Source organism: Kocuria sp. CCUG 69068, from assembly GCF_020833785.1.
GTDB classification, from domain to species: domain Bacteria; phylum Actinomycetota; class Actinomycetes; order Actinomycetales; family Micrococcaceae; genus Kocuria; species Kocuria rosea.
The window spans coordinates 1-26,133 of sequence record NZ_PDDL01000052.1 but is presented as its reverse complement, the minus strand read 5'-3'; the positions used below and the strand labels follow the sequence as shown (position 1 = coordinate 26,133).

19 protein-coding genes and 1 pseudogene are annotated in these 26,133 nt (G+C 73.7%); 13 read left to right on the top strand and 7 right to left on the bottom strand.

What is annotated here, in order from left to right; genetic code table 11:
- From CRM73_RS11195 to tsaD, 3 genes and pseudogenes are all read left to right on the top strand, one after another.
- Positions 1-170: pseudogene (locus CRM73_RS11195) on the top strand (tRNA (adenosine(37)-N6)-threonylcarbamoyltransferase complex dimerization subunit type 1 TsaB); the annotation flags it as partial.
- A gap of 32 nt (positions 171-202) precedes the next feature.
- The gene (rimI, locus tag CRM73_RS11190; protein WP_109222058.1) at positions 203-682 is read left to right on the top strand and encodes a ribosomal protein S18-alanine N-acetyltransferase; all 480 of its coding nucleotides are present in this window, start codon (positions 203-205) and stop codon (positions 680-682) included.
- Positions 679-1,776: a tRNA (adenosine(37)-N6)-threonylcarbamoyltransferase complex transferase subunit TsaD gene (gene tsaD, locus CRM73_RS11185; RefSeq protein ID WP_035924800.1), complete on the top strand. Its 1,098-nt coding sequence runs from the start codon at positions 679-681 to the stop codon at positions 1,774-1,776. The genes rimI and tsaD overlap by 4 nt, the downstream gene beginning before the upstream one ends.
- Positions 1,777-1,791: 15 nt before the next feature.
- Here tsaD and CRM73_RS11180 read toward each other — a convergent pair whose 3' ends face one another.
- The 7 genes from CRM73_RS11180 to CRM73_RS11150 all read right to left on the bottom strand — a co-directional run bounded on the left by CRM73_RS11180 (position 1,792) and on the right by CRM73_RS11150 (position 9,231).
- The gene (locus CRM73_RS11180; RefSeq protein ID WP_229587745.1) at positions 1,792-2,787 is read right to left on the bottom strand and encodes a 2-hydroxyacid dehydrogenase; all 996 of its coding nucleotides are present in this window, start codon (positions 2,785-2,787) and stop codon (positions 1,792-1,794) included.
- Positions 2,788-2,846: 59 nt separating this feature from the next.
- Complete coding sequence (locus tag CRM73_RS11175; protein WP_035924797.1) at positions 2,847-3,992, bottom strand: glutamate--cysteine ligase; 1,146 nt, start codon at positions 3,990-3,992, stop codon at positions 2,847-2,849.
- A 49-nt stretch (positions 3,993-4,041) separates the two neighbouring features.
- Positions 4,042-5,313, bottom strand: a complete 1,272-nt coding sequence (locus tag CRM73_RS11170) for a class I SAM-dependent methyltransferase (RefSeq protein WP_035924794.1) — start codon at positions 5,311-5,313, stop codon at positions 4,042-4,044.
- A 42-nt stretch (positions 5,314-5,355) separates the two neighbouring features.
- Entirely contained in the window at positions 5,356-6,111 is a 756-nt protein-coding gene (locus CRM73_RS11165; RefSeq protein ID WP_017834521.1) for an ABC transporter ATP-binding protein, read from the bottom strand.
- A complete protein-coding gene (locus CRM73_RS11160; protein ID WP_229587744.1) occupies positions 6,108-7,175 on the bottom strand; it encodes an iron chelate uptake ABC transporter family permease subunit in 1,068 nt (355 codons plus the stop codon). Before CRM73_RS11160 ends, CRM73_RS11165 begins: the two co-directional genes overlap by 4 nt.
- Complete coding sequence (locus tag CRM73_RS11155; protein WP_035924791.1) at positions 7,168-8,154, bottom strand: ABC transporter permease; 987 nt, start codon at positions 8,152-8,154, stop codon at positions 7,168-7,170. Before CRM73_RS11155 ends, CRM73_RS11160 begins: the two co-directional genes overlap by 8 nt.
- Positions 8,155-8,235: 81 nt before the next feature.
- Positions 8,236-9,231 carry an ABC transporter substrate-binding protein gene (locus CRM73_RS11150; RefSeq protein ID WP_229587743.1) on the bottom strand — a complete coding sequence of 332 codons (996 nt, stop codon included), beginning with the start codon at positions 9,229-9,231 and terminating at the stop codon, positions 8,236-8,238.
- 431 nt (positions 9,232-9,662) lie between these two features.
- On the opposite strand from CRM73_RS11150, the gene groES reads away from it, so the two are divergent.
- The 10 genes from groES (at position 9,663) to CRM73_RS11100 (ending at position 26,054) form a co-directional block, all read left to right on the top strand.
- Complete coding sequence (gene groES / locus CRM73_RS11145; protein WP_017834525.1) at positions 9,663-9,959, top strand: co-chaperone GroES; 297 nt, start codon at positions 9,663-9,665, stop codon at positions 9,957-9,959.
- A gap of 158 nt (positions 9,960-10,117) precedes the next feature.
- Entirely contained in the window at positions 10,118-11,725 is a 1,608-nt protein-coding gene (gene groL, locus CRM73_RS11140) for a chaperonin GroEL (RefSeq protein ID WP_035924783.1), read from the top strand.
- Between the two features lie 173 nt (positions 11,726-11,898).
- Positions 11,899-13,968: an acyltransferase family protein gene (locus CRM73_RS11135; RefSeq protein ID WP_229587742.1), complete on the top strand. Its 2,070-nt coding sequence runs from the start codon at positions 11,899-11,901 to the stop codon at positions 13,966-13,968.
- Positions 13,965-16,082 (top strand): acyltransferase family protein, encoded by a 2,118-nt coding sequence (locus CRM73_RS11130; protein WP_229587741.1) that lies wholly within the window; start codon positions 13,965-13,967, stop codon positions 16,080-16,082. The genes CRM73_RS11135 and CRM73_RS11130 overlap by 4 nt, the downstream gene beginning before the upstream one ends.
- Before the next feature lie 42 nt (positions 16,083-16,124).
- Positions 16,125-17,687 carry an IMP dehydrogenase gene (gene guaB, locus CRM73_RS11125; RefSeq protein WP_126350275.1) on the top strand — a complete coding sequence of 521 codons (1,563 nt, stop codon included), beginning with the start codon at positions 16,125-16,127 and terminating at the stop codon, positions 17,685-17,687.
- A gap of 34 nt (positions 17,688-17,721) precedes the next feature.
- Positions 17,722-18,843, top strand: coding sequence for a GuaB3 family IMP dehydrogenase-related protein (locus tag CRM73_RS11120; protein ID WP_017833353.1), 1,122 nt, complete (start codon positions 17,722-17,724; stop codon positions 18,841-18,843).
- 101 nt (positions 18,844-18,944) lie between these two features.
- Positions 18,945-19,919, top strand: coding sequence for an SURF1 family protein (locus CRM73_RS11115; protein ID WP_017833354.1), 975 nt, complete (start codon positions 18,945-18,947; stop codon positions 19,917-19,919).
- Complete coding sequence (locus tag CRM73_RS11110) at positions 19,912-20,496, top strand: DUF3817 domain-containing protein (RefSeq protein ID WP_017833355.1); 585 nt, start codon at positions 19,912-19,914, stop codon at positions 20,494-20,496. The genes CRM73_RS11115 and CRM73_RS11110 overlap by 8 nt, the downstream gene beginning before the upstream one ends.
- 23 nt (positions 20,497-20,519) lie before the next feature.
- Positions 20,520-22,127, top strand: coding sequence for a glutamine-hydrolyzing GMP synthase (gene guaA, locus CRM73_RS11105; RefSeq protein WP_051063763.1), 1,608 nt, complete (start codon positions 20,520-20,522; stop codon positions 22,125-22,127).
- Positions 22,128-22,259: 132 nt separating this feature from the next.
- The gene (locus tag CRM73_RS11100; protein ID WP_229587739.1) at positions 22,260-26,054 is read left to right on the top strand and encodes a hypothetical protein; all 3,795 of its coding nucleotides are present in this window, start codon (positions 22,260-22,262) and stop codon (positions 26,052-26,054) included.
- Positions 26,055-26,133 lie beyond the last annotated feature (79 nt).

Here is a 26,133-nt window from a genome sequence, read left to right as displayed (position 1 = left end):
CCCGGCCCGTGCCGGAGTTCGCCGCGGCGCAGCCCACGGCGTCGTCCCTGGGCCTCGCCGCCGCGCGCCGCACGGCCCGCGGGGAGGCGCTGTCCCCGGACACGACCCCGCTGTACCTGCGCGAGTCCGACGCGAAGGTCCCCGGACCCCGGAAGCGGGCGGGCGCGTGAGCCCCGCCCCCGGCTCCTGGACGCTGCGCCGGATGGTCCCCGCGGACGTCGCGGCGGTGCACGCGCTCGAGCGGCGGCTCTTCCCGGTCGACGCCTGGCCGCTCGAGATGTTCTTCGCCGAGCTCGCCCAGCCCGTGTGCTGGTACTGGGTCGCCGAGCAGGACGGCGTGATCGTCGGCTACGCGGGGCTCATGTGCCTCCGCCCCGTGGGCGACGTGCAGACCATCGCGGTGGTCCCCGAGCACGAGGGCCGCGGGATCGGCTCCGCCCTGCTGCGCACCCTGCACGCGCAGGCCCGGGAGCTCGGGGCCACCGAGGTGCTGCTCGAGGTCCGCGCCGACAACCCGCGCGCCCAGCAGCTCTACCGCCGCTTCGGCTACGAGCAGATCCACACCCGCCCCCGCTACTACCGGGACGGCGCCGACGCGCTGATCATGCGCCTCGACCTCACCGGAACCGATACCCCGGCCGCCACCGACATCCCGGCCGCCCCGACGGAGGAGACCCCATGACCGACGGACCCCTCGTGCTGGGCATCGAGTCCTCGTGCGACGAGACCGGCGTGGGCATCGTCCGGGGACGCACCCTGCTCGCCAACGTGGTGTCCTCCTCGATGGACGAGCACGTGCGCTTCGGCGGCGTGATCCCCGAGATCGCCTCCCGCGCCCACCTCGACGCGATCGTCCCCGCCCTGCGCGAGGCCCTGGACCGGGCGGGCGTGGGCCTGGCGGACCTCGACGCGCTCGCGGTGACCTCCGGACCCGGCCTGGCCGGGGCCCTGATGGTGGGCACGGCCGCCGCGAAGGCCCTCGCCGTGGCCACGGGCAAGCCCCTCTACGCGATCAACCACCTCGTGGCGCACGTCAGCGTGGGCCTGCTCGAGGACTCCGGGATCGAGGGCTTCCAGGGCGACTTCGACGACGGGCTGCCGCCCGGCCTCGGGGCGCTGCTGGTCTCCGGGGGGCACACCGAGATCCTCGCCGTCGAGGACCTCTCCCGGGACGTGCGCCTGCTCGGGGCCACGATCGACGACGCGGCCGGTGAGGCCTACGACAAGGTGGCCCGCGTCCTGGGCCTCGACTACCCCGGCGGCCCGGCCATCGACGCCGCCGCCCGGGACGGGGACCCCACCGCCTTCCGCCTGCCCCGCGGGCTGAGCGCGGGCAAGTACATGGGCTCCGCCGAGCGGCCCGGCCCGCACCGCTACGACTTCTCCTTCTCCGGGCTCAAGACCGCCGTGGCCCGGGTCGTCGAGGGCTACGAGGCGCGGGGCGAGCCGGTGCCGGTCGCCGACGTCGCGGCGTCCTTCCAGGAGTCGGTGGCCGACGTGGTCACCCGCAAGGCCGTGCTCGCGTGCACCGAGCAGGGGCTCGGGACGCTGCTGCTCGGCGGGGGAGTGGCCGCGAACTCCCGGCTGCGCGAGCTCACCGCCGAGCGCTGCGCCGCGCACGGGATCGAGCTGGTGATCCCCCGGCTGCCGCTGTGCACGGACAACGGGGCGATGGTCGCCGCGCTGGCCGCCCGGGTCGTGGCCGAGGGCCGTGCGCCCTCCGGGCTGGACTTCGCCGCCGACTCCTCGCTGCCGGTCACCACCGTCTCCGTCTGAGCCGGCCGGGGCCGCTCACGGCACGGGGGTGACCAGGGTGCCGTCGGCCAGCCAGCTGCGGAGGTTGCGCAGGGCGAGCTCGGCCATCTCCCGGCGGGTCTCCACGGTCGCGCTGCCCACGTGCGGCAGGAGCACCACCGTGTCGAGCTCGCGCAGGGCGGCCGGCACGCGGGGCTCGTCGGCGAAGACGTCCAGGCCGGCCCCGCCGAGCCGGCCCTCCTGCAGCGCCGCCACCAGGGCCCGCTCGTCGACGACCGAGCCGCGGGCGACGTTGACGAGGAACCCGTCCGGGCCGAGGGCGTCCAGCACCTCCGCGCCGACCGTCCCGGCGGAGTCCGGGCCGCCGGGGACGGCGACCACGAGCACGTCGACGGCGGCCGCCAGCTCCGCCGCGGACCCGTGGTAGGCGTACCCGCTGCCGGTGGCCGGGCGCCGGTTGTGGTAGTGGATCCCGCAGCCCAGCGCCTCCAGCCGGACGGCGACCGCCCGGCCGATCCTGCCGAGGCCCAGCACGCCCACCCGTCGTCCGGAGGCGTGCCGGCCCAGCGGGAAGTTCCCCGTGCTCTCCCACTGCCCGCGCCGGACGTAGCGGTCCGCCGCGGAGAAGCGGCGCAGCACGTCCAGGTAGAGGGCCAGCGCGGTGTCCGCCACGGCGTCGGTCAGGACGTCGGGGGTGTTGCTCATCACGATGCCGCGCGCGGCGGCCCCGGCGGCGTCCGTGCCGTCGTAGCCCACGCCGAAGTGGACGACGGCCTCGAGCCGGGGCAGCCGCCGCATCAGGTCCGCGCCCACGCCGGTGCGCCCGGAGCCGACCGCCACCCTGACGTCGCCGGCGTGCCGCTCGAGGAAGCGGTCCTGCTCGGCGGGGTCCTCGGGCAGGCGCAGGGCGGAGAACTCGGCGGCCAGCGCCTCCTCCAGCAGGGGGTGCAGGGTGCCGAGCTGCAGCACCCCGTGGTCCTGCGGGGCGTGGCGGGCGGAGGGGTCCGGGCCGGTGCCGGTCGTGTTCGTCATGCCTGCAACCTAGGGACGAACAGGTCCCCGCGTCCAGCGGGGCGTGCCGGGCGGGCGGGTCAGTCGTTCTCCCGGGTGCGGCGGACGATATCGAGGGCGACGGCGTGCAGGTCCCCGTCGTGGGCCCGGGCGACCGCGCGCTGGCGCTGGTAGCCGGCGCCCTGCTCCAGGATCCGCTCCACGTCGGCGAGCTCCCGGGAGCAGCCCAGCTGCGCGGCCACGGGCTCCAGCCGGTCGAGCAGCGCGGTCAGGTCCGTGCGCAGGTCCCGCTCGACGTTGCGCGGGTCGGTGATGACCTCGGCGTCGAGGCCGTAGCGGGCGGCGCGCCACTTGTTCTCCTGGATGTGCCAGGGCTTCAGGCGGGCGGGGGGCCGGCCCGCCTCCACGTCCCGGGAGATGGACTCCGCGAGGCACTGGGTGAGCGCCGTGAGCGCCCCGACCTCCCACAGGGTCGAGAGCCCGTCGCAGAAGCGCACCTCGTCGGTGCCCAGCCGGGGCACGGGGCGCACGTCCCAGCGGGCCTCGCTCATCTCCTCGATGATGCCGGTGGCGATCATGTCCGTGATGCACTGCTCGTAGGCGTCCCAGGACGGGAAGTGGTACGGCAGCCCCGCCGTGGACAGCTGCTGGAAGATCATGGAGCGCTGGGACGCGTAGCCGGTGTCCTCGCCCGCCCAGAAGGGCGAGTTCGCGGACAGCGCCAGCAGGTGCGGGTAGTAGGTCAGCAGCCCGTCGAGCACGGGCAGCGCCTTCGCCCGGGAGTCGAGGCCCACGTGCACGTGCACCCCGTAGATGACCATCTGCCGGCCCCAGTACTGGGTGCGGTCCACGAGCTTGTGGTAGCGCTGCTTGTCGGTGACCTGCTGGTCCTGCCAGCGGGCGAACGGGTGGGTGCCGGCGGCGAAGACCTCGAGGCCCTGCGGGTCGGTGACCTTGCGGATCTCGTCCAGCATGGTGGACAGCTGCTCGGTGGAGTGGGCGACGTCCCGGCACACCCCGGTGACCAGCTCGACGGTGTTGAGCAGGAACTCCCCGGTCAGGTGCGGGTGGTCGCCGTCCGTGCCCCAGGCGGGGTGGGCGTCCAGGACGGCCTCGAACGTCTCCCGGCCCCGGGGGACGAGATCCCCGGTGGTGCCGTCCACGAGGGCGATCTCCCACTCGACGCCCAGCGTCGACTGGTGGGAGCGGGCGAACGAGATCTCCACGCGGCAGGTCCTCCGTGCTCTGGGGCGGGCCGGTCGGCCCGCGGAGCCATCAGTCTACGGTTTCCACGACGATCACGACGCGCTGCTCCGCGGGGCCCGCGCCGCCCCGCCCCGGGCCCTCCGGGCCGGGGCCCGGAGCCGTCCGGGTGACCACGAGCGTGGCCCGTCCGGGGCCCTTCGGCGCGAGCCGGCGGCGCAGCTCCTCCGGGGTGACGTCCGTGCCGCGCTTCTTGATCTCGAGCGTGCCGACCTCGTGCTCCCGGACCCACCGCTTGAGCACCTTGACGGTGTGCGGCAGCACCTCCCGCACGCGGTACGCCCGGGCCAGCGGGGTGCGCACGAGCTCGTCGGAGGTGAGGTAGGCGATCCGGGGGTGGATCAGCCGCGCGCCCAGCTGCCGGGCGAGGTCCGTGACGAGCCCCGCCCGGATCACCGCGCCGTCCGGTTCGTAGAGGTACGCGCCCACGGGTCCGACCACGGCGTCGGCGTGGGCGGGGTCGTGGTCCTCGGGGCTGGTGAGCTCCGCGGACCCGTGCTCGGAGAGCACGAGCGCCGCCCGCCGCACGCCGGGGCGGGCCACCGCGTTGAACCACAGCACGGCCTCGACCACGTCGCCCCGGTCGGAGACCCACTGCGCCTCGCACCCGGCGGGGACCGCCTCGTGCGGGATGCCCGGCCCCAGCTTCACCCCGACGGGCAGGCCGCGCCCGGCCAGCGCCTCGACGAAGGACAGGGGCGGGGAGAACGCCTCGGGGTCGAAGATCCGGCGGGTGCCCGACGACGACGTGGTGCGCCGGGCCGGGTCCAGCCACACCCCGTCCGGCGGTCCGCCGGGCAGGGTAGTGAGGTCCAGTCGCTCGACGTCGGCCTGCAGCACCGTGGCCTCGGGGAAGGGGAGGAGGTTGAGCGTGGCCACCGCGGCCGTGGTCTCGTCGAGCTCCACGGCGGTGACCCGGCGGTCCAGGGAGGCCAGCGCGAGCGCGTCCGCGCCGATGCCGCAGCCGAGGTCGGCCACGTGCACCAGGTCCGCGTCGGCGAAGCGCCGGGCGTGCAGGGCGGCCACCCGCAGCCGGGTGGCCTGCTCGAGGCCGGCCCGGGTGAAGAGCATGCGGTCGGCGAAGTCGCCGAACTTCTCCCGCGCCCTGGCGCGGAGCCGGGACTGGGTGAGCACCGCGGAGACGAGCCGGGGATCGTGCCCCGCGGCGCGCAGGCGGGTCGCGGCCCCCAGGGCGTCGTCGGCGTCGTAGGGGCCCACGGCCTCCAGCAGGCGACTCCCCTCGGCGGTGAGCAGGGGTGCGATGTCGGTCGCCTCGTTCTGCATCGGTCCACCCTATCCGCCCCCGCCCGTCCGGGCGGGCACCGGTCAGTAGAACGCGGCGAGACGGCCCCGGGGGCCGTCGATGACGGTCACCGGGGTCTCGAAGACCCGGGTGAGGACCGCGCCGTCCATGATCTCGTGCGGCTCGCCGAACTCGGCGACCCGGCCGTCCTTGACGGCGCAGATCCGGTCCGCGTAGTGGCTGGCGAAGTTGATGTCGTGGAGCACGATGACGATGGTGCGCCCCATCTCGTCGCAGGCCCGCCGCAGGTGCTGCATCATCGACACGGCGTGCCGCATGTCGAGGTTGTTGAGGGGCTCGTCCAGCAGCACGTGGTCGGTCTCCTGGGCGAGGACCATGGCGACGTACGCGCGCTGGCGCTGGCCGCCCGACAGCTGGTCGAGATAGCGGTGCTCCAGCGGCGCCAGGCCGAGGAAGTCGATGTACCTGCCGATGATCTCGTCGTCCACGGCGGTGAGCCGGCCGCGACTGTGGGGGAAGCGGCCGAAGCCCACCAGCTGCCGCACGGTGAGCCGGGTGATGTAGTGGTTCTCCTGGCGCAGGACGGAGACGATCCGGGCGAGGTCCTTGGACCGGGTCCGGGCCACGTCGTAGCCGGCGATGTCGATGCTGCCGTCGTCGAGGCCGAGCAGGCGTCCGATCATCGTCAGCAGCGTGGACTTGCCCGCCCCGTTGGGGCCGACCAGGGCGGTCATGCCGGCCGACGGGATCTCGAGGTCGACGGGTCCGACCGTGACCTCACCGCCGTAGTCCTTGCGCACGTTGGTCAGGGTGATCACAGCCGGCCCTTTCGGAGGATGACGTAGAGGAAGACGGAGCCGCCGACGAGCTCGATGATGATCGAGACGACGCCCTGGGCGTAGAAGACGTGGTTCAGGACGAAGTAGGCGCCCGTCAGGACGAGGAACCCGGTGAGGACCGCCACGGGGAAGAGGTGGCGGTGGTCGTACGTGTCGGCGAACTGGTAGGCGAGCGTGGCCACCAGGAAGCCGAGGAACGTCATGGGGCCCACCAGGGCGGTGGAGACGGCCATCAGGACGGAGACGAGGAAGAGGGTGCCCATGATCTCGGCGCGGTGCCGCAGGCCGAGGTTCAGGCTCACGTCCCGTCCGAGGGCGACCACGTTCAGGCGCGAGGACCTCAGCCACAGGGCGCCGCCGGCCAGCAGGCACAGCGGGACGGCCACCGGCAGGTAGTCGGCCTGGGCGTTCGTCACGGAGCCGAACAGCCGGGCGGAGAGCACGTCGAACTCGCTGGGGGACAGCAGACGCTGCATGAAGGTCGAGACGGAGCCGAGGCCCCCGCCGATGATGATGCCCACGAGCAGCATCACCTGCAGGTTCCCGTACCGGCCGGAGAGCAGCCAGCCGTAGAGCGCGAGGGAGAGCGTGACCATGAGGGCGACCTGCAGCAGGAACTGCGGCACGCCCTGCAGGACGAGGATCCCCGCGGCGCCCAGGAAGTACACCGTGGACGTCTGGATCGCCACGTAGAGGGACTCGAAGCCCATGATCGAGGGGGTGATGATCCGGTTGTTCGTGGCCGTCTGGAAGCTCACGGTCGCGATCGCCTGGCAGAAGGCCACGACCGCCATGATGACCACGCTCGTCACCCGGCGGTCCGCGATCCGCCAGAAGCCGTCCGAGCCGACCGGCATCGGGTTGTCCCAGGCCAGCAGGCCGAAGGCGAAGCCCGCGGAGGCGAGGGCCAGCACGGCGACGACCGTCCAGTACCGCCGCCGGGCCCGCGGGGTGGGGAAGGCCCCGGCGCGGCCCCGTGCGGCGGGGGCCGCCGGCGCCGCGGCCGGTGCGGGTGCGGGAGTGCTGAGCACGGCCTCAGACACGACGACGCTGCCTCAGGAGCAGGCAGACGAACACCACGGCGCCGACGATCCCGAGGATCACGGACACGGGGATCTCGAACGGCATGATGATGATCCTTCCGATGAGGTCGCACAGCGTCACGATGGCGATGCCGAGCAGGCACACCCACGGCAGGTTGCTGCGCAGGTCGTCGCCGCGGACCATCGAGACGATGTTCGGCACGATGAGGCCCAGGAAGGGCAGGTTGCCGACGACGACGGTGACGACGCCGGTGGCCACCGCGATCAGCCCGGTCCCGAGCAGGACGGTGCGGTGGTAGTTCAGCCCGACATTGGTGGCGACGTCCTCGCCGAGCCCGGCGACGGTGAGCCGGTCCGCCACGAGGAACACCGCGATCCCGACCAGGAGCACGATCCACAGCACCTCGTACTGACCGCGCAGCACCGAGGTGAAGCTGCCGGCGAACCAGACGCCGAGGTTCTGCAGCATGTCCGTCTGCAGTGCCAGGAACGTCGAGACGGACCCGACCACCGCGCCCAGCATGATGCCGACGATGGGCACGATGAGGGAGGAGCGCAGGGAGACGCGGCGCAGGAAGAGGAAGAAGACCATGGTCCCGATGAAGGCCGCGGTCACGGCGCCGAGCATCCGGGTGAGGACCGTGGCGGTGGGCACCAGGAGCACGACGAGCAGCAGCCCGAGCCCCGCCCACTCGGTGGTGCCCGTGGTGGTGGGCTCCACGAAGCGGTTCTGCGTGAGCAGCTGCATCACCAGGCCGGACATGGACATGGCGGCGCCGGCCAGGACCAGGGCGATGGTGCGGGGGATCCGCGTGATCGCGAACATCTCGTCGCCGTCCTCGGCGCCGAAGACGTCGTAGACCCCCGTGAGGAGGGACGCGGCCAGCAGCGCGAGGACGCCGAGCGCACCGAGCAGCAGCTTCCAGTCGAACAGCGAGCCCTTGCTCGCCGCGGGGGGTCTCGACACGATCGTCGACATGGGGTCAGTCCTTCCTCCGGCCTCGTGCCCGGCGGACGGCGGTGGTGGGGCGGACGCCGCCACCGCCGTCCGGACGATGGGTCAGTCCCGCGCGCCCATGGCGTCGGCCAGGGTGTCGAAGAACTCGGTGTAGGTCTGGATGCCCTCGTTGGTGTAGGTGTCCCGGGGCATGTAGACGACCTGGCCCTCCTGCACCGCGGTGACGTTCTGCAGGGCCGCGGCGTTCTCGATGACCTCCTGCGCCGGGGTGTACTCCGGGTCCTCGGCGGAGATCGCGGCGTCGCGGTCCAGCACGAGGATCCAGTCGGGGTTCGAGTCGGCGATCGCCTCCACGGAGATGTCGTCGCCCTGGTGGTCGTCGCTGGCGCCCTCGACCTCGAGGGCCGGTGCGAAGTCGAAGATCTCGAACAGCGGGCCCAGGGTGCGTCCGTTGCCCGGGGCGATGAAGCCGATCTCGCCGCCGGAGACGGTGACGGCCATGACCGTGTCGCCGGGCCGGTAGCCGTCGACGACGCGCTGCATCGCCGCGTCGAAGTCGCCGTTGATCTGCTCGGCCTCGTCCTCGCGGTCGAAGACCTGGCCCAGGACGGAGGTCTGCCGCTTCAGCTCCTCGTCGAAGGGCTCTTCCTCCCGCGGGTCGAGCTCGACGATGGTGGCCTCCGGCACCAGGTCGGCGAAGTCCTCGCGGTAGTCGGCGAAGCGCTGGCCGTTGACGATGAGGTCGGGGTCCGCGGCGACGACGGCCTCGAGGTCGGGCTCGCGGTGGTTGCCGAGGTCGACGACGGACTCGTCGTCGGCGTAGGCGATGGTGTCCGGCATGAGGGCGCGCGGGGCCGCCGCCAGTTCGACGCCCCACTCGGCGAGCGTCTCGAAGGTGCGGTTGTCGGTGGCGACGACGGACGCCGGCGGGGCCTCGACCGTCTGCGTGCCGTAGTTGTCCTCGACCTCGACCGTGGCGGCGGAGGGCGCGGACGACTCCGCGGAGGCGGCCTCGTCGCCCTGGGCCGTGCCGCAGGCGGTGAGGGCGAGGACACCGGCGACGGCCAGGAGGGCAGCCGGGTGCTGGGTGCGGTTCATGGTCTTCCTTCGTGCAGAGGACGCCGGCGTGCTCCGGGGTGGCGGACGCCGGCGGGATCCGATGGGCGCGACGGACCTGCGCACGGATGCGCCGGGACGTCGAGGAGGGCACCGCTGCTCGGCCGAGGTAAGGGTTGCCTTACCGCTCAACCTAGAGGGTCGGGCGGGCGTGAGGCAAATCATTGGCGAACACGGGCGTGACCTAATTCCCGCCGGACGTTCCCGCGGGGGTCGGCGCGCTGGCACTCGCCTTGACCGACTGCCAGCCCGCTCCTACAGTTGGCCTTGGCACTCTCCGGGTGAGGGTGCTAAGGGCCAGGCGATCGACCGGCACCGCGACGACGGTCGGTGCGCCGATCGGCCCGAAGCTCGACGGCGGGCTCCGCCCGCGGTCGCCCACCGTTTTCCACCCCTACAGACAAGGAGAGATCGTGTCGGTCTCCATCAAGCCTCTCGAGGATCGCATCGTCGTCCAGCCGCTCGCCGCTGAGCAGACCACCGCGTCCGGTCTCGTCATCCCGGACACCGCCAAGGAGAAGCCCCAGGAGGGCAAGGTCCTGGCGGTCGGCCCCGGTCGTGTCGACGACTCCGGCAACCGCATCCCGGTCGACGTCCAGGAGGGCGACGTCGTGATCTTCTCGAAGTACGGCGGCACCGAGGTCAAGTACAACGGCGAGGAGTACCTGGTCCTCCCGGCCCGCGACGTGCTCGCCGTCGTCGTCAAGTAGACCGGGCCGCACCGACCCGGCGCAGACCGCGCAGTCCTGACGAAGGGTGCCCGCCGCACGCCCCGCTGTTCCGGCGGGCCCGCGGCGGGCACCCTTCGCCGATCCAGACCCCGAAACCCGCTGGCGACCCCAGCCACCCCAGAAGGAGCTCTTCGCCCATGGCCAAGCAGCTGGCGTTCGACGACGCCGCCCGCAAGTCCCTCGAGAACGGCGTCAACAAGCTCGCCGACACCGTCAAGGTCACCCTCGGCCCGCGCGGGCGCAACGTGGTGCTCGACAAGAAGTGGGGCGCCCCCACGATCACCAACGACGGCGTGACCATCGCCCGCGAGGTCGAGCTCGACGACCCGTACGAGAACCTCGGTGCCCAGCTCGCCAAGGAGGTGGCGACCAAGACCAACGACGTCGCCGGCGACGGCACCACCACCGCCACCGTGCTCGCCCAGGCGCTCGTCAAGGAGGGCCTGCGCAACGTGGCCGCCGGCGCCGACCCGCTGAGCCTCAAGCGCGGCATCGAGAAGGCCGTCGAGGCCGTCTCCGAGCGCCTGCTCGAGAACGCCCGCCCGGTGGAGGGCACCAACGTCGCCCACGTGGCGACCATCTCCGCGCAGGACCCGGCGATCGGCGAGCTCATCGCCCGGGCCTTCGAGACCGTCGGCAAGGACGGCGTCATCACGATCGAGGACGGCTCGAGCACCGAGGTGGAGCTCGACGTCACCGAGGGCATGCAGTTCGACAAGGGCTACCTGTCCCCGTCCTTCGTGACCGACGCCGAGCGCCAGGAAGCGGTCATGGAGAACTCCCTGGTGCTGCTGTACCAGGGCAAGATCTCCTCGGTGCCCGAGCTCATGCCCGTGCTGGAGAAGGTCCTCCAGGCCAAGAAGCCGCTGACCATCATCGCGGAGGACGTCGAGGGCGAGGCCCTGTCCACCCTCGTGGTCAACCGGCTGCGCGGCACCCTCGACGTCGTGGCCCTCAAGGCCCCCGGCTTCGGCGACCGCCGCAAGGCGATCATGCAGGACCTCGCCGTCCTCACCGGCGGCCAGCTCATCACCAGCGAGCTGGGCATCAGCCTCGACCAGGTCACCCTGGAGCAGCTGGGCACCGCCCGGCGCGTCACGGTCACCAAGAACACCACCACCCTGGTCGACGGCGGGGGCACCCCGGCCGAGATCCAGGACCGGGTCGCCACGATCCGCGCCGAGGTGGAGCGCACCGACTCCGAGTGGGACCGCGAGAAGCTCCAGGAGCGGCTCGCCCGCCTGGCCGGCGGGGTCTCCGTGATCAAGGTCGGCGCCGCCACCGAGGTCGAGGCCAAGGAGCGCAAGCACCGCATCGAGGACGCCGTCTCCGCGACCCGCGCGGCCCTCGAGGAGGGCATCGTCGCCGGCGGCGGCACCGCCCTCGTGCAGGCCGCGAAGGTCCTCGACGAGTCCGACCTCGGGCTCACCGGGGACGCCGCGACCGCGCTCGGCATCGTCCGCCGCGCGCTGCGGCAGCCGCTGTACTGGATCGCCCAGAACGCCGGTCAGGACGGGGCCGTGGTCGCCTCCCGCGTCGCCGAGCTCGAGGCCGGGCACGGCTACGACGCCGCCACCGGCGAGTACGTCGAGATGGTCGGCGCCGGCATCATCGACCCCGTCAAGGTCACCCGCTCGGCGCTGCAGAACGCCGCGTCCATCGCGGCGCTCGTGCTGACCACCGAGACGCTCGTGACGGACAAGCCCGCCGAGGACGAGGGGCACGGCCACGGCCACCAGCACTGACGGCCGGCACTGACGGCCGGCGCCGAGCCGGCCCGCCCCGCGGACCCGTCCCACCACCGGTGGGGCGGGTCCGTCGCCGTCTCCGGGGGCCGCCCCGGCGCCTCCGGTAGAGTGCGGGGGTCCGCACGACCACTGCCGCGCCCCCGGCGGCACGGTGTTCCCAGGAGATGCCCATGACGACCCTCGGCGCGCAGAGCACGCCCACCGGCGTCGAGCCGGACACGGCCCGGCGGGTGGCCCGCTACGCCGGGTTCCGCCCGGAGGTGCAGGGGCTGCGCTTCGTCGCGGTGCTGCTCGTGGTGGTCTACCACGTGTTCCTGGACCGGGTGTCCGGGGGAGTGGACATCTTCCTGCTGATCTCGGCGTTCTTCCTGACCCTGTCCTTCGTGCGCAAGCTCGAGGCGGGGAGGCCGCTGGCGCTGGGGCGGTACTGGCTGCACGTGTTCAAGCGGCTGCTGCCGCTGGCGGTGCTCACGATCCTGGGCACCCTGGTGCTGGCGTGGTGGTTCTTCCCGGAGGCGCGGATCGACCGGGTGCGCACGGAGGCGCTGGCCTCGGTCCTCTACGTGGAGAACTGGGCGCTGGCGCTGGCCGAGGTGGACTACTACGCCGCCGACGACTCCACGGCGTCCCCGTTCCAGCACTTCTGGTCCCTGTCGGTGCAGGGGCAGGTGTTCCTGCTGTGGCCGCTGGTGTTCGGGGCGGCGTGGCTCGTGTGCCGGGGCGGGCGGCGGCGGCCGGTGCCGGTGCTGGCGGTGCTCTTCGGGCTGGTCCTCGCGGCCTCCCTCGCCTGGTCGGTGCACACGACCGCCACGGACCAGGCGTTCGCCTACTTCGACACCCGGGCCCGGCTGTGGGAGTTCGCCCTCGGGTCCCTGCTGGCCCTCGCGGTGCCGTACCTGCACCCGCCGCGCGCGGCGCGGGTGGTGCTGGGCTGGGCCGGGATGCTCAGCATGGTCTCGGTCGGGGTGCTGATCGACGTGCAGGGCGCCTTCCCCGGCTGGATCGCCCTGTGGCCGCTGCTCTCGGCGGCGGCGATCATCGTGGCCGGGCACTCCGGCTCACCCCTCGGCCTGGACCGGATCCTCGCCTCCCGGCCCCTGGTGCGGCTCGGGGACGCCTCCTACGCGCTGTACCTGGTGCACTGGCCGCTGCTGATCACCTACCTGGTGCTGCGGGACCGGCCCGTGGCCGGGCCGCGGTCGGGGGTCGCGATCATCCTGGTCTCCCTGCTGCTGGCGGTGGCCGCCACGAAGCTGGTGGAGCGCCCGTTCCAGCGGTGGGCGTGGCCGGAGCGGGACAAGCGGCGGCTGGCCGCGTCGGTGGCGGTGAGCCTGGCGCTCGTGGCGGTGCCGGTGCTGGTGTGGCAGCAGGCCGACGCACGGCGGGCGGCCGCGCTGGCGGAGGACGCCGCCCGCAACAACCCCGGGGCCGCGGTGCTGGACCCGGGCTTCGAGTTCCGGGGCGACCCGGACGCCCCCACCCTGCCCCTGGCCTCCGCGCTGGGCGACGAGTGGGTCGGGCTGCCCGAGCCCTGCTCCGGGGCGTTCGCCCCCGAGCAGGAGGTCCTCGAGCAGTACTGCCGCCAGACCCCGGCCCTGCCGGACCCCGAGCGGACGATCGCGGTGGTCGGCAACTCCCACATGGAGCAGTTCATGGGCGCGGTGATCCCCCTCGCGGAGGAGCGCAACTGGCAGCTCGTGGCCGTGCTGCAGCCGGGCTGCGCCTTCGCGGTGCGCCCGGAGGGGGACGCGTGCCACGAGGGCAACGACGCGGCGATCGAGTACGTGGAGCGGCTCGCCCCGGACGCGGTCATGACGACCTCGACCTACGCGGCCCGGATGGACGGTCCCGCCGAGGCCCTCGTCGGGGGGTTCCCGGAGCTGGTCGACCGCCTCACGGGCCAGGGCATCGACGTCGTCGGCTTCCGGGACAACCCCCGGTTCGACTTCAACCCCTACGAGTGCGCCGTGCGCCACGGCCAGGACGCCGACCGGTGCCGCGTGCCCGTCGAGCAAGTCCTGGCGCCCGTCAACCCTGCCGACGCCCTGCGGGACCGGAACGGCTTCGCCTCGCTCGACCTCACCGACCTCATCTGCCCGGAGGGACTGTGCCGTCCCGTGGTGGGCAACGTGCACGTCTTCTTCGACCCGCACCACCTCACGTGGACCTACGCGCGGACGATGGCGCCGGCCCTCGAGACCCGGCTCCCCGGCACGCTCCTCCAGGAGGTGTCCTCGTGAGCACGGTGCAGGCCGGCGCCCCGCGCCCGGACCCGGGGGCCGCCTCCCCGGACGGCCCCGGGGGCGTCGAGCCGGACACGGCCCGGCGGGTGGCCCGGTACTCGGGGTTCCGCCCCGAGGTGCAGGGGCTGCGGTTCGTCGCGGTGCTGCTCGTGGTGGTCTACCACGTGTTCCTCGGCCGGGTCTCCGGGGGCGTGGACGTGTTCCTGCTGATCTCCGCGTTCTTCCTCACCCTGTCCTTCGTGCGCAAGCTCGAGGCGGGAAGGCCCCTGGCCCTGGGGCGGTACTGGCTGCACGTGTTCAAGCGGCTGCTGCCGCTGGCGGTGCTCACGATCCTGGGCACCCTGGTGCTGGTGGAGCTGTTCTACCCGGGCTACGACGCCGGGCAGTGGCGCGCCGAGGCGCTGGCCTCGGTGTTCTACGCGGAGAACTGGGCGCTGGCGCTCAACGCGGTGGACTACTACGCCGCCGACCACTCGACCGCCTCGCCGTTCCAGCACTTCTGGTCCCTGTCGGTGCAGGGACAGGTGTTCCTGCTGTGGCCGCTGGTCTTCGCCGCGGCCTGGCTGATCTCCCGGCGGACCCGGTGGAGCCCCGTGCCGGTGCTGGCGGTCGTCTTCGGGGTGGTCTTCGCGGCCTCCCTGGCGTGGTCGGTGCACAGCACGGCCGTCCAGCAGGAGTTCGCCTACTTCGACACCCGCACCCGGCTGTGGGAGTTCGCCCTCGGGTCGCTGCTGGCCCTCGCGGTGCCCTGGCTGCGGCCCGGCCGCAGGGTGCGCGTGGTCCTGGGCTGGGCCGGGCTGGTGAGCATGGTCTCGGTGGGGGTGCTGGTCGACGTGCAGGGGGCGTTCCCCGGGTGGATCGCGCTGTGGCCGCTGCTCTCGGCGGCGGCGATCATCGTGGCCGGGCAGTCCGGGTCGCGCTTCGGGCTGGACCGGATCCTCGCCTCGGCGCCGCTGGTGCGGCTGGGGGACTCCGCCTACGCGCTGTACCTGATCCACTGGCCCGTGCTGATCACCTACCTCGTGCTGCGGGACCGGCCCATGGCCGGGCCGCGGTCGGGGGTCGCGATCGTGCTGGTCTGCCTGGTTCTCGCGGTGCTGGCCACCCGGCTGGTCGAGGACCCGCTCAAGCGCTGGGCCTGGCCCGAGCGGTCCCGGCTGCGGCTGGCCGCGGTGATCGTGGTGTGCGTGGCGGCGGTCGCGGTCCCGGTGACCGCGGCCCGGGTGGCCGAGGAGCGGCGGGCGGTGGAGATCGCGGCGTCGGCCGACCGCAACAACCCCGGGGCGGCGGCCCTGCTGCCGGGCTTCCGGTACGAGGGCGACCCGGACGCCGAGACCGTCCCCGTGATCACCGGGGAGCCGTACGCCAAGCCGTCGCTCGGCGAGCCCTGCCCGCCCGGCACGGGGGTCGGCGGGCGCTTCCGGCAGTGGTGCTTCGACACCGTCCCGAACCCCGAGCCCGCCGCCACGATGCTGGTGATCGGCAACAGCCACGTGCACCAGTGGATCCCCGCCGTCGAGCTCCTGGCCGAGCGCAACGACTGGCGGGTGGTCACCTACATCCGCGGCAACTGCCTGTACGCCCTGCCCGAGGAGCAGGTGGCCGACCACGAGGCGTGCGCGCGCTGGCTCGAGGGCGCCGACCCCGTGGTGGAGGCCGTGGACCCGGACCTGGTGCTGGTGCAGGGCACCCGCAGCACGGACGAGGACCAGGAGCAGTTCACCCCCGGGATGGAGCAGCGCATCCGCGGGCTGGCGGAGCGCGGCATCCAGGTCCTCGGCCTGCGAGACAACGCCCGGTTCGACTTCGTCCCCGCGCGCTGCGCCGCGGACCACGGGGCCGACGCCCCCGAGTGCGCCGCCTCCCACGTGATCCTGGGCCCGGACAGCCCGCTGGCCCCGGTGGCCGAGCTGCCGCGGGTCACGATGGTCGACATGGGGGACCTCATCTGCCCGGACGGCACCTGCGTCCCGGTCATCGGCAACGTGTTCACGTACTGGGACAACAACCACCTCACCGTCGAGTACGTGCGCAGCTTGGCGCCCCTGTTCGCGGAGCGCGTCGAGGAGGCCCTGCGCGCGGACGGGGCCGGGTTCCCCGCGGGGTCGTGAGCGCGGCCACAGCCGTCCGCCGGCCGGGACCCGGCCCGTAGAATGATCGCGACTCCCTCGAAGCTGAAAGGCCCCACCGTGTCGGATACCGCCGTCCCCACCGCCCTGTCCGAGGACCCGTTCGGGTTCACCGGGCTGACCTACGACGACGTGCTGCTGCTGCCCGGCAACACGGACGTCATCCCGTCCGAGGCGTCGACGCGCACCCGCCTGTCCCGGCGAATCGACCTGGAGGTGCCGCTGCTGTCCGCCGCCATGGACACCGTCACCGAGTCCTCGATGGCGATCGCGATGGCCCGCCAGGGCGGCATCGGCGTGATCCACCGCAACCTCTCGATCCAGGACCAGGCCGAGCACGTGGACCGGGTGAAGCGCAGCGAGTCCGGGATGATCACCGACCCCGTCACCATCTCCCCGGAGGCGACCCTCGAGGAGCTGGACCGGCTCTGCGGCTACTACCGGGTCTCCGGGCTGCCCGTCGTGGACGCCGAGCAGAAGCTGCTGGGGATCATCACCAACCGCGACACCCGGTACCTGCCGGAGAGCGAGTTCCCGCGGCGCCGGGTGCACGAGATCATGACGCCCATGCCGCTGATCACCGGCAAGGTCGGGATGGCGAAGGACGACGCGCACCGGCTCCTGGCGACCAACAAGATCGAGAAGCTGCCGCTCGTCGACGACGCCGGCCGGCTCACCGGCCTGATCACGATCAAGGACTTCACCAAGGCCGAGCAGTACCCCCACGCCACCAAGGACGACGAGGGCCGGCTGCGCGTCGGCGCCGCCGTCGGCTTCTTCGGCGACGGCTTCGAGCGGGCCATGACCCTCGTCGAGGCCGGCGTGGACGCCCTGTTCATCGACACCGCCAACGGGCACTCCCAGGGCGTGCTGGACATGATCGCCCGGCTCAAGGCGGAGACCGCCGCCGCGCACGTGGACGTCATCGGCGGGCAGGCGGCCACCCGCCACGGCGCGCAGGCCATCGTGGACGCCGGCGCGGACGCCGTGAAGGTGGGCGTGGGCCCCGGCTCGATCTGCACCACCCGCATCATCGCCGGCGTGGGCGTCCCCCAGATCACCGCCGTCAACGAGGCGGCGAAGGCGGCGATCCCGGCGGGCGTGCCCCTGATCGCCGACGGCGGCCTCCAGTACTCCGGCGACATCGGCAAGGCGCTCGTGGCCGGCGCGGACTCCGTGATGGTCGGGTCCCTGCTCGCGGGCTGCGACGAGTCCCCGGGCGAGCTGATCTTCGTCAACGGCAAGCAGTTCAAGACCTACCGGGGGATGGGCTCGCTGGGGGCCATGCAGTCCCGCGGCAAGAACACCTCCTACTCCAAGGACCGCTACTTCCAGGCCGACGTCGCCAGCGACGAGAAGCTCATCCCCGAGGGCATCGAGGGCCAGGTCCCGTACCGCGGCCCGCTCTCGGCCGTGGTCCACCAGCTCGACGGCGGCCTGCGCCAGACGATGTTCTACGTGGGCGCCCACACCGTCGAGGAGCTCAAGCACCAGGGCCGGTTCGTGCGGATCACGCCGGCCGGGCTCAAGGAGTCCCACCCGCACGACATCACGATGACCGTCGAGGCCCCCAACTACCAGCGCTGAGCGACCGTCCGCAGCACCGTTCGGAAAGGACACCATGAGCTACGACATCGAGATCGGCCGCTCCAAACGCGCCCGCCGCACCTTCTCCCTGGACGAGATCGCCCTCGTCCCCTCCCGCCGCACCCGCGACCCCCGGGACGTGTCCACGGACTGGCAGATCGACGCCTACCGGTTCTCCATCCCGTTCCTGGGCGCCCCGATGGACTCGGCGACGTCCCCGGAGACGGCCATCGCCCTCGGCCGCGCCGGGGGACTGGGCGTGCTGGACCTCGAGGGGCTGTGGACCCGCTACGAGGACCCGCAGCCGGTGCTCGACGAGATCGCGGCGCTCTCCGGCGAGGACGCCCCGGCGTCCACGCGCCGGATGCAGGAGCTCTACGAGGCGCCCGTCCAGCCGGAGCTGATCACGGCCCGGCTGGCGCAGATCCGCGAGGCGGGCGTCATCGTCGCCGGGTCCCTGACGCCGCAGCGCACGGTGGAGCACTACCGCACCGTCCTGGACGCCGGCGTGGACGTCTTCGTGATCCGCGGGACCACGGTCTCCGCGGAGCACGTCTCCCGCAACCAGGAGCCGCTGGACCTCAAGAAGTTCATCTACGACCTCGACGTCCCGGTCATCGTGGGCGGCGCCGCGGGCTACACGCCGGCGCTGCACCTCATGCGCACGGGCGCGGCCGGCGTGCTCGTGGGCTTCGGCGGCGGCGCGTCCATGCGCATCCAGAACACCCTGGGGATCCACGCGGCCATGGCCACGGCGATCTCCGACGTCGCGGCCGCCCGCCGGGACTACCTCGACGAGTCCGGCGGGCGCTACGTCCACGTCATCGCCGACGGCGGCGTGGGGGTCTCCGGGGACATCGTGAAGGCGCTCGCCATGGGCGCGGACGCCGTGATGCTCGGCACCGCGCTGGCCCGCACGGAGGAGGCGCCCGGGCAGGGCTGGCACTGGGGCGCGGAGGCCCACCACGGGCAGCTGCCGCGCGGGCTCCGCACCCGCGTGGGCACCGTGGGCCCCCTCGAGGAGGTGCTCTTCGGGCCGTCCCGCCACGTGGACGGCACCTCCAACCTCGTGGGAGCGCTGCGCCGCTCGATGGCCACCACCGGGTACCTGGAGCTCAAGGAGTTCCAGCGCGCCGAGGTGGTCATCCGCGGCTGACCCGCGACCGTCCCGCGGGGGCCAGTGCCGCGCCCCGCCGGCCCGGCACGGGCCCCCGCCGCAACTGGCGAACGCCCAGGAAGGCGCACTAGCCTTGACGGGTGCTCACGACCGCCCTGCGCCCCCGCTCGATCCTCGCCCTGATCGTGAGCCTCGGGCTGGCCGTGGGCTTCGTGCTGCTGAGCCAGTGGCAGCTGGAGTCCAGCGAGCAGTCCCGCACGGTCGCGGACCCCGCGAAGGACGTGGCCGTCCCGCTCACCGAGGCCGCCGAGGCCGGCGCCCCCGTGACCGCCGCGCAGGCCGACCAGCTCGTCACCGTCACCGGCGACTACCGGGACGGGTCCACCGTCCTGGTCCCGGGCCGGCTGCAGGACGGGACGGAGGGCTGGTGGGCCGTCACCGCCCTCGACGTCCCGGACACCGGGCAGCTGTGGCCGGACGCCGGCGGGGAGCTCACCCTCGCGGTGGCCCGCGGCTGGACCGCCGACCCCGCCGCCGTGCCGGAGGAGCCGGCGGGCGCCGTCGACGTCGTCGGCCGGTACCTGCCCGCCGAGGGCCCGGTGCCCGGCGCCGACCTGCCCGCGGGGCAGGTGGGCACGGTGTCCCCGGCGCAGCTCACCAACCGCTGGGACGCCCCGCTGTGGTCCGGGTACCTGGCCGCCTTCGCCGAGAACCCCGCGTCCGCGCCGTTCCAGCTCGCCGGGGACGGGACCCTCGCCCCGGACGCCGCGCTGCTGGGCCCGGGGCTGTCCCGGCTCGACATCGACCAGCAGCCCACGGACGAGTCCGTGAACCTGCTCAACCTCTTCTACGCGGTCGAGTGGGTGGTCTTCGCCGGGTTCGCCCTCTACATCTGGTGGCGGTTCGTGCGCGACGAGTGGCAGCGCGAGCAGAACCCCGAGGAGTACTTCTACTTCGAGGGCGAGTACTACTACGACGAGGCGGCCGGGCGCTACTACTACTACGACCCCGAGGCGGGGGAGTACTACTGGTTCGACGACCAGCCCGGCGCCCGGGCGGGCGAGCCCAGCACCCACGACAGGACCCAGGACAGGACCGGAGCCCACCATGACTGAACCCACGCAGCCGACCCCCGCCCCGAAGGACCGCACCGACGGGGTGCGGGTCTCCCTCCCGCCGGACGCCCGCCCCGCGGAGGCGGCGTCCCCGGGCCGCGTCCCGCGCCGGGCGGCCGCCCTGCAGCCGCGCCGCCGCTTCGGGGGCACCGAGGCCCAGATCCGCGGGGCCCTGGGCTTCTACATGGTCTGTGCGTGGATCTCCGGGACCTTCCTGCTCCTGCTCGTGGCCGAGATGATCACCCGCTACGGACTGGGCTACGACCTCGTCGCGGGCGGCACCGACCGGGCCACGGGGGAGACCGTGGCCCTCGGCTGGCAGGACCTCGAGCTCGAGAACCTCGCGGGCGGGGTCAACATCTCCACGTGGATCCTCATCGTGCACGGCTGGTTCTACGTGGTCTACCTCATCTCCTGCTTCCGGATCTGGACGCTCATGCGCTGGCCCTTCCCGCAGCTCGTGGTGATGGCCCTGGGCGGCGTGGTGCCGTTCCTGTCCTTCGTGGTGGAGCGCAAGATCCACGCCTCCACCACCGCCGAGCTGCGCGCCAACCCGAAGGCCGCGAAGCGGTACTGAGCCCTCCCCGCGCCTGGCCTAGGATGGAGGGCGTGACCGAAACAGCTGAGACCCGCACCGATCTGGAGCAGCGCCCGGTCCTGGTGGTCGACTACGGCGCGCAGTACGCGCAGCTGATCGCCCGCCGGGTCCGCGAGGCCAGTGTCTATTCCGAGATCGTCCCCCACACCTGGTCGACCGAGCAGATCCTCGCCAAGAACCCGGCGGCGATCATCCTCTCGGGCGGCCCCTCCTCCGTCTACGCCGAGGACGCACCGCAGCAGGACGCGGCGCTCTTCGAGGCCGGGGTGCCCGTCCTGGGCATCTGCTACGGCTTCCAGGCCATGGCGCAGGCCCTCGGCGGGACCGTCGCGCACACCGGCGCCCGCGAGTACGGGGCCACCACCGCCACCGCCGTCGGCGGCCCCACGGCCTCCATCCTGGAGGGCTCCCCGGGCACCCAGACCGTGTGGATGAGCCACGGCGACTCGGTCGTCGAGGCCCCCGCCGGCTTCGAGGTGCTCGCCTCCACGGAGACCACCCCGGTGGCCGCGTTCGCCGACGACGCCCGCCGGCTCTACGGCGTGCAGTGGCACCCGGAGGTCAAGCACTCCGTGCACGGGCAGCAGGTGCTCGAGCACTTCCTCTTCGACGGCGCCCGGGTCGAGCCCACCTGGTCGACCGGCAACATCATCGAGGAGCACGTCCAGCGGATCCGCGCGCAGGTCGGCTCCGCGTCCGTGATCTGCGGTCTCTCCGGCGGCGTGGACTCCGCCGTGGCCGCCGCCCTGGTCCAGCGGGCCGTGGGCGACCAGCTCACCTGCGTGTTCGTGGACCACGGGCTGCTGCGCGAGGGCGAGGCCGAGCAGGTCGAGCAGGACTTCGTGGCCGCGACCGGCGTCAACCTCTACGTGGCCGAGGAGAAGGAGCGCTTCCTCACCGCGCTCGCCGGCGTCACCGACCCCGAGCAGAAGCGCAAGATCATCGGCCGGGAGTTCATCCGCTCCTTCGAGGCCGCCGCGGAGGAGGTCGCCAAGACCGCCGCCCAGGAGGGCGAGCCCGTGCGCTTCCTCGTCCAGGGCACCCTCTACCCCGACGTGGTGGAGTCCGGCGGCGGGGAGGGCGCCGCCAACATCAAGAGCCACCACAACGTGGGCGGGCTGCCCGAGGACCTGCAGTTCGAGCTCGTGGAGCCGCTGCGCACGCTGTTCAAGGACGAGGTCCGCGCCGTGGGGCGCGAGCTCGGCCTGCCCCACGAGATCGTGGGCCGCCAGCCGTTCCCCGGCCCCGGGCTGGGCATCCGCATCATCGGGGAGATCACGGAGGCCAACCTCGCGGTCCTGCGCCGCGCCGACGCCATCGCCCGCGAGGAGCTGACCCGCGCCGGGCTCGACGACGAGGTGTGGCAGATGCCGGTCGTGCTCCTGGCGGACGTGCGCTCGGTGGGCGTGCAGGGCGACGGCCGCACGTACGGGCACCCCATCGTGCTGCGTCCCGTGTCCAGCGAGGACGCGATGACCGCCGACTGGTCGCGCCTGCCCTACGACCTGCTGGCCCGCGTCTCCAACCGCATCACCAACGAGGTCGAAGAGGTCAACCGGGTGGTCCTGGACGTCACGTCCAAGCCCCCGGGCACCATCGAGTGGGAGTAGGCCCGGGGGCGGGCCCAGGGCCCGCCCCGCACGGGCGGTACACGAGCAGCCGGGGTCGAGCGGTCCGCACGGACCGCTCGACCCGTGCGTGAGCGGTGCCCGGCCCCCGGGCCGAGGCGCAGGAGGAGAACCATGTCGATCGGAGCCGACCGCACCCCCCAGGAGTCGGACACCTCCCGGGCGCAGCCCCCGCGCGTCTCGCTGCAGCCCTGGACCCGCCAGATGGACGCCTACACCGGCCCGGACACGCTGCTGGACTTCAACCAGGTCGACAACGTCTGCATCGACCTCACCGAGGCGAACTCCTCGGGGCAGGCCCAGCTGCTCATGGGCCGCCCCACCCGCCTGTCCACGATCGTGCACGACCCCGAGGCCTACGGGCACGCCGTGCGCGCGGCCCGGTCCCTGCGCACCAAGACCCACGAACTGTCGGTCAACCACGGGCTGGACGCCGCGTACCTCGCCGCCGGCACCGCGTCCTGGCTCGCCCGGCCCCGGGGCTCCGACCCGACCGGCGCCGGACAGCGCCGCTGGATCGCCCCCGTCCTGCTCGCGCCCCTCGCCCTGAAGCCTCGCCCGGACCTCGACGACTTCGAGCTCCAGCTCGTCGGCCCCGCCCGGCTCAACCCCGCCATGGTCCGCCGGCTGGCCGCGGACCACGGCGTGGACCTGACCTCCGGCGAGCTCGCCCGCCTCGCCTACGGCACCCGGCGGCTCGACCCGGCCCCCGCCCTCGAGACCCTGCGCACCCTCGCCGGGGCGGTGCCCGGGATGCACGTCGAGCACAAGCTGCTCGTCTCCACGTTCGCCGATCTGCACGACCGGCCCGCCGACCTGTCGGTCGTGGCCCGCACCGCGGTGGTCCGGGACCTCGCCCGGCTCAAGGACTCCGCGGTCGGACGGATCCCCCAGGTCGAGGAGATCACGGACGACGCGCCCCCGCTCGACCAGCGCGACCCCGCCGACGAGCTCCTCCTGCTCGACGCCGACGGCCCCCAGCAGGAGGTCCTCGACCTCGCCGCCCAGGGCCACTCCTTCGTGGTGACCGCGGCCCCCGGCACCGGGCAGCTCGACACCGCCGTCAACACGGTGGGCACCCTCGTGGCCGCCGGCCGCACCGTCCTGGTCCTGGGCGAGCGGCGCACCACGCTCGCCGCGTTCGGGCGGCGGATGGACGGGCTGGGCCTGGGCACCGCCGTCCTGCCGCTGTCCTCCCAGCTCAGCGACGCCGACGTGGCCCAGCAGCTCGTCCGGGCGGTGGCCCGCAACGAGCGCGCCGAGCGCCCGGACCTCGCCGAGCTGCACGAGACGCTGCGCACCAGCCGGGACCAGCTCGCCGAGCACGTGCGGTCCCTGCACACCGTGCGGCCCCGGTGGTCCGTCTCCCCGTACCGGGCCGTGCAGGCGCTCGCCGAGCTGACCTCCCGCCGGCCGGCGCCCGCCACGGCCGTGCGGTTCCCGCGCTCCGTGCTCGACGCGGTCACGGAGCGCGGCGACGCCGTCGCCCGGCTCGAGCGCGCCGCCGAGCTCGGGGCCTTCGACGCCGGGACCCTGGCCGGGCCCTGGACCGGGGCGCGCCTGGTCAACGAGGACGAGGCCCGGCAGGCGCACCGGCTGGCCCAGTCCCTGCTCCTGGAGCTCACCACCCTCGAGACCGGGATGCGGCACGTCCTGGCCACCAGCGGGCTGCGCGGCGGCACGACCGTGCCCGAGTGGGGCCGGCAGCTGCGGCTGCTGCAGGAGGTCCAGGACTCCCTGACCTGCTTCACGCCCGACATCTACGACCGGCCCGTGACGGACCTGGTCGCCGCGACCGCCGGGTCCGGCTGGCGGCGGGAGCACGGGATCGAGATGACCGGGCTGCAGCGCTCACGGCTGCGCAAGGCCGCGAAGGAGTACATCCGGCACGGGGTGCACCTCTCGGACCTGCACGCCGCCCTGCTGCGCGTGCAGTCGGAGCGGGAGCGGTGGCGGGAGTGGGCCACCTCGTCCACGCACCCGGTCGTCTCCGAGCGGGTCGAGGAGCTCGCGGCCGTGCAGGCCCGCTTCGTGGAGGACCTCGAGGGCCTGGCCATCGCCCTCGAGGGCTCGTCCACCGGCGCCGACCTCCTGGGGCTGCCGATCGACCGGCTGCGCGAGACCCTGGACGGGCTCATCAACGACGAGGAGAACCTCGCCGTGCTGCCCGAGCGCACCGTCCTGCTCGACGAGCTGCGCGGCCAGGGCCTCGGCGAGCTCGTGGACGACCTCGTGCGGCGCACCGTGCCCCGCGCGGAGGTCTCCGGGGAGTTCGACCTCGCGTGGTGGCAGTCCACGCTCGAGGCCATGATCACCGGCGACGACTTCCTGGCGATGCCGGAGGGGCACACCCTGCGCAAGGTGGAGTCCGTGTTCCGCCGCGCCGACGCGGCGCACGTGGCCTCCGGGGCCGGCCGGCTCCTCTGGGAGCTCGCCGACCGCTGGCAGCGCACCGTCCGGCGCTCCCCGCGCGCGGCGGCCGCCCTGCGCCGCATGCTCCGGGCGGGGGCCGCCCCGCTCGAGGAGGTCAGCGCCTCGGCGGGCGAGCTGATCGGCTCGCTGGTGCCCGTCTGGACGGCCAGCCCCCTGGTGCTCTCCGCGGCGCTGCCCGAGGACCACGACTTCGACGCCGTGGTGGTGCTGGACGCCGAGAGCTCCCCGCTCGCGGCGGTGCTGCCGGCGCTGACCCGGTGCCGGCAGGTCATCGCGTTCGGGGACCCGCACCTGGGCCGCCCGCAGCCGTTCACGGTGGCGCCCACCGCGGTGCCCGCCCCGGGCGCCCAGCCGGTGGTCGAGGTGGACAGCGCCTTCGACGCCCTCTCCCGCGTGGTGCCGGAGCGGACGCTGCGGACCGTGTACCGGTCCATGGACGAGCAGGTCTTCCGCCACCTCAACGAGCAGTTCTACGGCGGGCGCCTGAGCAGGCTCCCGCACGGTGAGTCCGTCACCGGGGCCACCCCCGTCCTCGACGTCGAGTACGTCCCGGACGGCGTGGGCGCCCTGACCGCCGGGATCGAGGGCATCCAGGCGCCCGCCGCCGAGGTGCGGCGCGTCGTGGAGCTCGTCTTCGAGCACGCCGCGCGCCACCCGCGCCGGTCCCTGGCCGTGGTCACGGCCAGCGCGGTGCACGCCGCGCGGATCGCGCAGGCCGTCCGGCAGCGGATGCGCGAGGAGCCCGCCGCCGCGGCCTTCTTCGCCCCGGGCCCCGAGTCCTTCCGGGTGGTCGACCTGCACCGGGCGGCGGGCATCGTGCGGGACACCGTCATCTTCTCGCTGGGCTTCGGCAAGACGGCCAACGGGCGCACCGTGCCGTACCTCGGGGCGCTGTCGGAGCGGCACGGCCGCCAGCACTTCGTGCTCGGCATGACCCGGGCCCGCCACAGCACCCGCATCGTGACCTCCCTGCACCCGGGGGAGATGGAGGGAAAGGGCCTCCAGCACGGCGCGCGGGACTTCGCCCGTGTGCTCGCCGCGCACCTCGGCGGCCTGCCGCCGGGGGAGGAGGAGGCCCGGGACACCCACGACGACGCCCTGGTGGTCGACCTCGCCCGCCGGCTGGTGGAGCGCGGTGCCTCGGTGCGGCTGGACTACGCGGGCGTCCTCGACCTGGTTGCCTGGGCCGGCACGGAGTCGCTGTCCGCGGGGGCCGTGGTCCCGGGCCGCACCCGTGCCGAGGGCCGGCCGCTGCGGATCCCCGTGGCCGGGCAGTCCGACGGCTCGCCGGAGAACGCCGCCCTGTCCGTGCGGGAGCGCTCGCGGCTGCGGCCCCAGCAGCTCGAGCGCACCGGCTGGAACTACCTCACGTTGTGGACCATCGAGGTCTTCACCGACCCGGACACCGTCGCCGAGCTGATCCGGCGCTATCTCGGCCTGCCCGCCGCCCCGCAGCGGGGTGACCGTGCCGGCTGAGCCGGGCCCGGCGTCCGGCGGGGACCCCGGGCCCGCCGAGCCGGACCGCGCCCCCCGGCGGGACGTGCCCGCCGCCCCG

What these genes read in the sequence shown, in the direction of transcription:
- guaA (WP_051063763.1), top strand. Translation starts at nt 20,520, where the DNA reads ATGGAGGGCGTGACCGAAACAGCTGAGACCCGCACCGATCTGGAGCAG.
- CRM73_RS11110 (WP_017833355.1), top strand. Translation starts at nt 19,912, where the DNA reads ATGACTGAACCCACGCAGCCGACCCCCGCCCCGAAGGACCGCACCGAC.
- CRM73_RS11170 (WP_035924794.1), bottom strand. Translation starts at nt 5,313, where the DNA reads ATGCAGAACGAGGCGACCGACATCGCACCCCTGCTCACCGCCGAGGGG.
- CRM73_RS11180 (WP_229587745.1), bottom strand. Translation starts at nt 2,787, where the DNA reads ATGACGAACACGACCGGCACCGGCCCGGACCCCTCCGCCCGCCACGCC.
- CRM73_RS11155 (WP_035924791.1), bottom strand. Translation starts at nt 8,154, where the DNA reads ATGTCGACGATCGTGTCGAGACCCCCCGCGGCGAGCAAGGGCTCGCTG.
- rimI (WP_109222058.1), top strand. Translation starts at nt 203, where the DNA reads ATGGTCCCCGCGGACGTCGCGGCGGTGCACGCGCTCGAGCGGCGGCTC.
- CRM73_RS11120 (WP_017833353.1), top strand. Translation starts at nt 17,722, where the DNA reads ATGAGCTACGACATCGAGATCGGCCGCTCCAAACGCGCCCGCCGCACC.
- CRM73_RS11100 (WP_229587739.1), top strand. Translation starts at nt 22,260, where the DNA reads ATGTCGATCGGAGCCGACCGCACCCCCCAGGAGTCGGACACCTCCCGG.
- groL (WP_035924783.1), top strand. Translation starts at nt 10,118, where the DNA reads ATGGCCAAGCAGCTGGCGTTCGACGACGCCGCCCGCAAGTCCCTCGAG.
- guaB (WP_126350275.1), top strand. Translation starts at nt 16,125, where the DNA reads ATGATCGCGACTCCCTCGAAGCTGAAAGGCCCCACCGTGTCGGATACC.
- CRM73_RS11135 (WP_229587742.1), top strand. Translation starts at nt 11,899, where the DNA reads ATGACGACCCTCGGCGCGCAGAGCACGCCCACCGGCGTCGAGCCGGAC.
- tsaD (WP_035924800.1), top strand. Translation starts at nt 679, where the DNA reads ATGACCGACGGACCCCTCGTGCTGGGCATCGAGTCCTCGTGCGACGAG.
- CRM73_RS11150 (WP_229587743.1), bottom strand. Translation starts at nt 9,231, where the DNA reads ATGAACCGCACCCAGCACCCGGCTGCCCTCCTGGCCGTCGCCGGTGTC.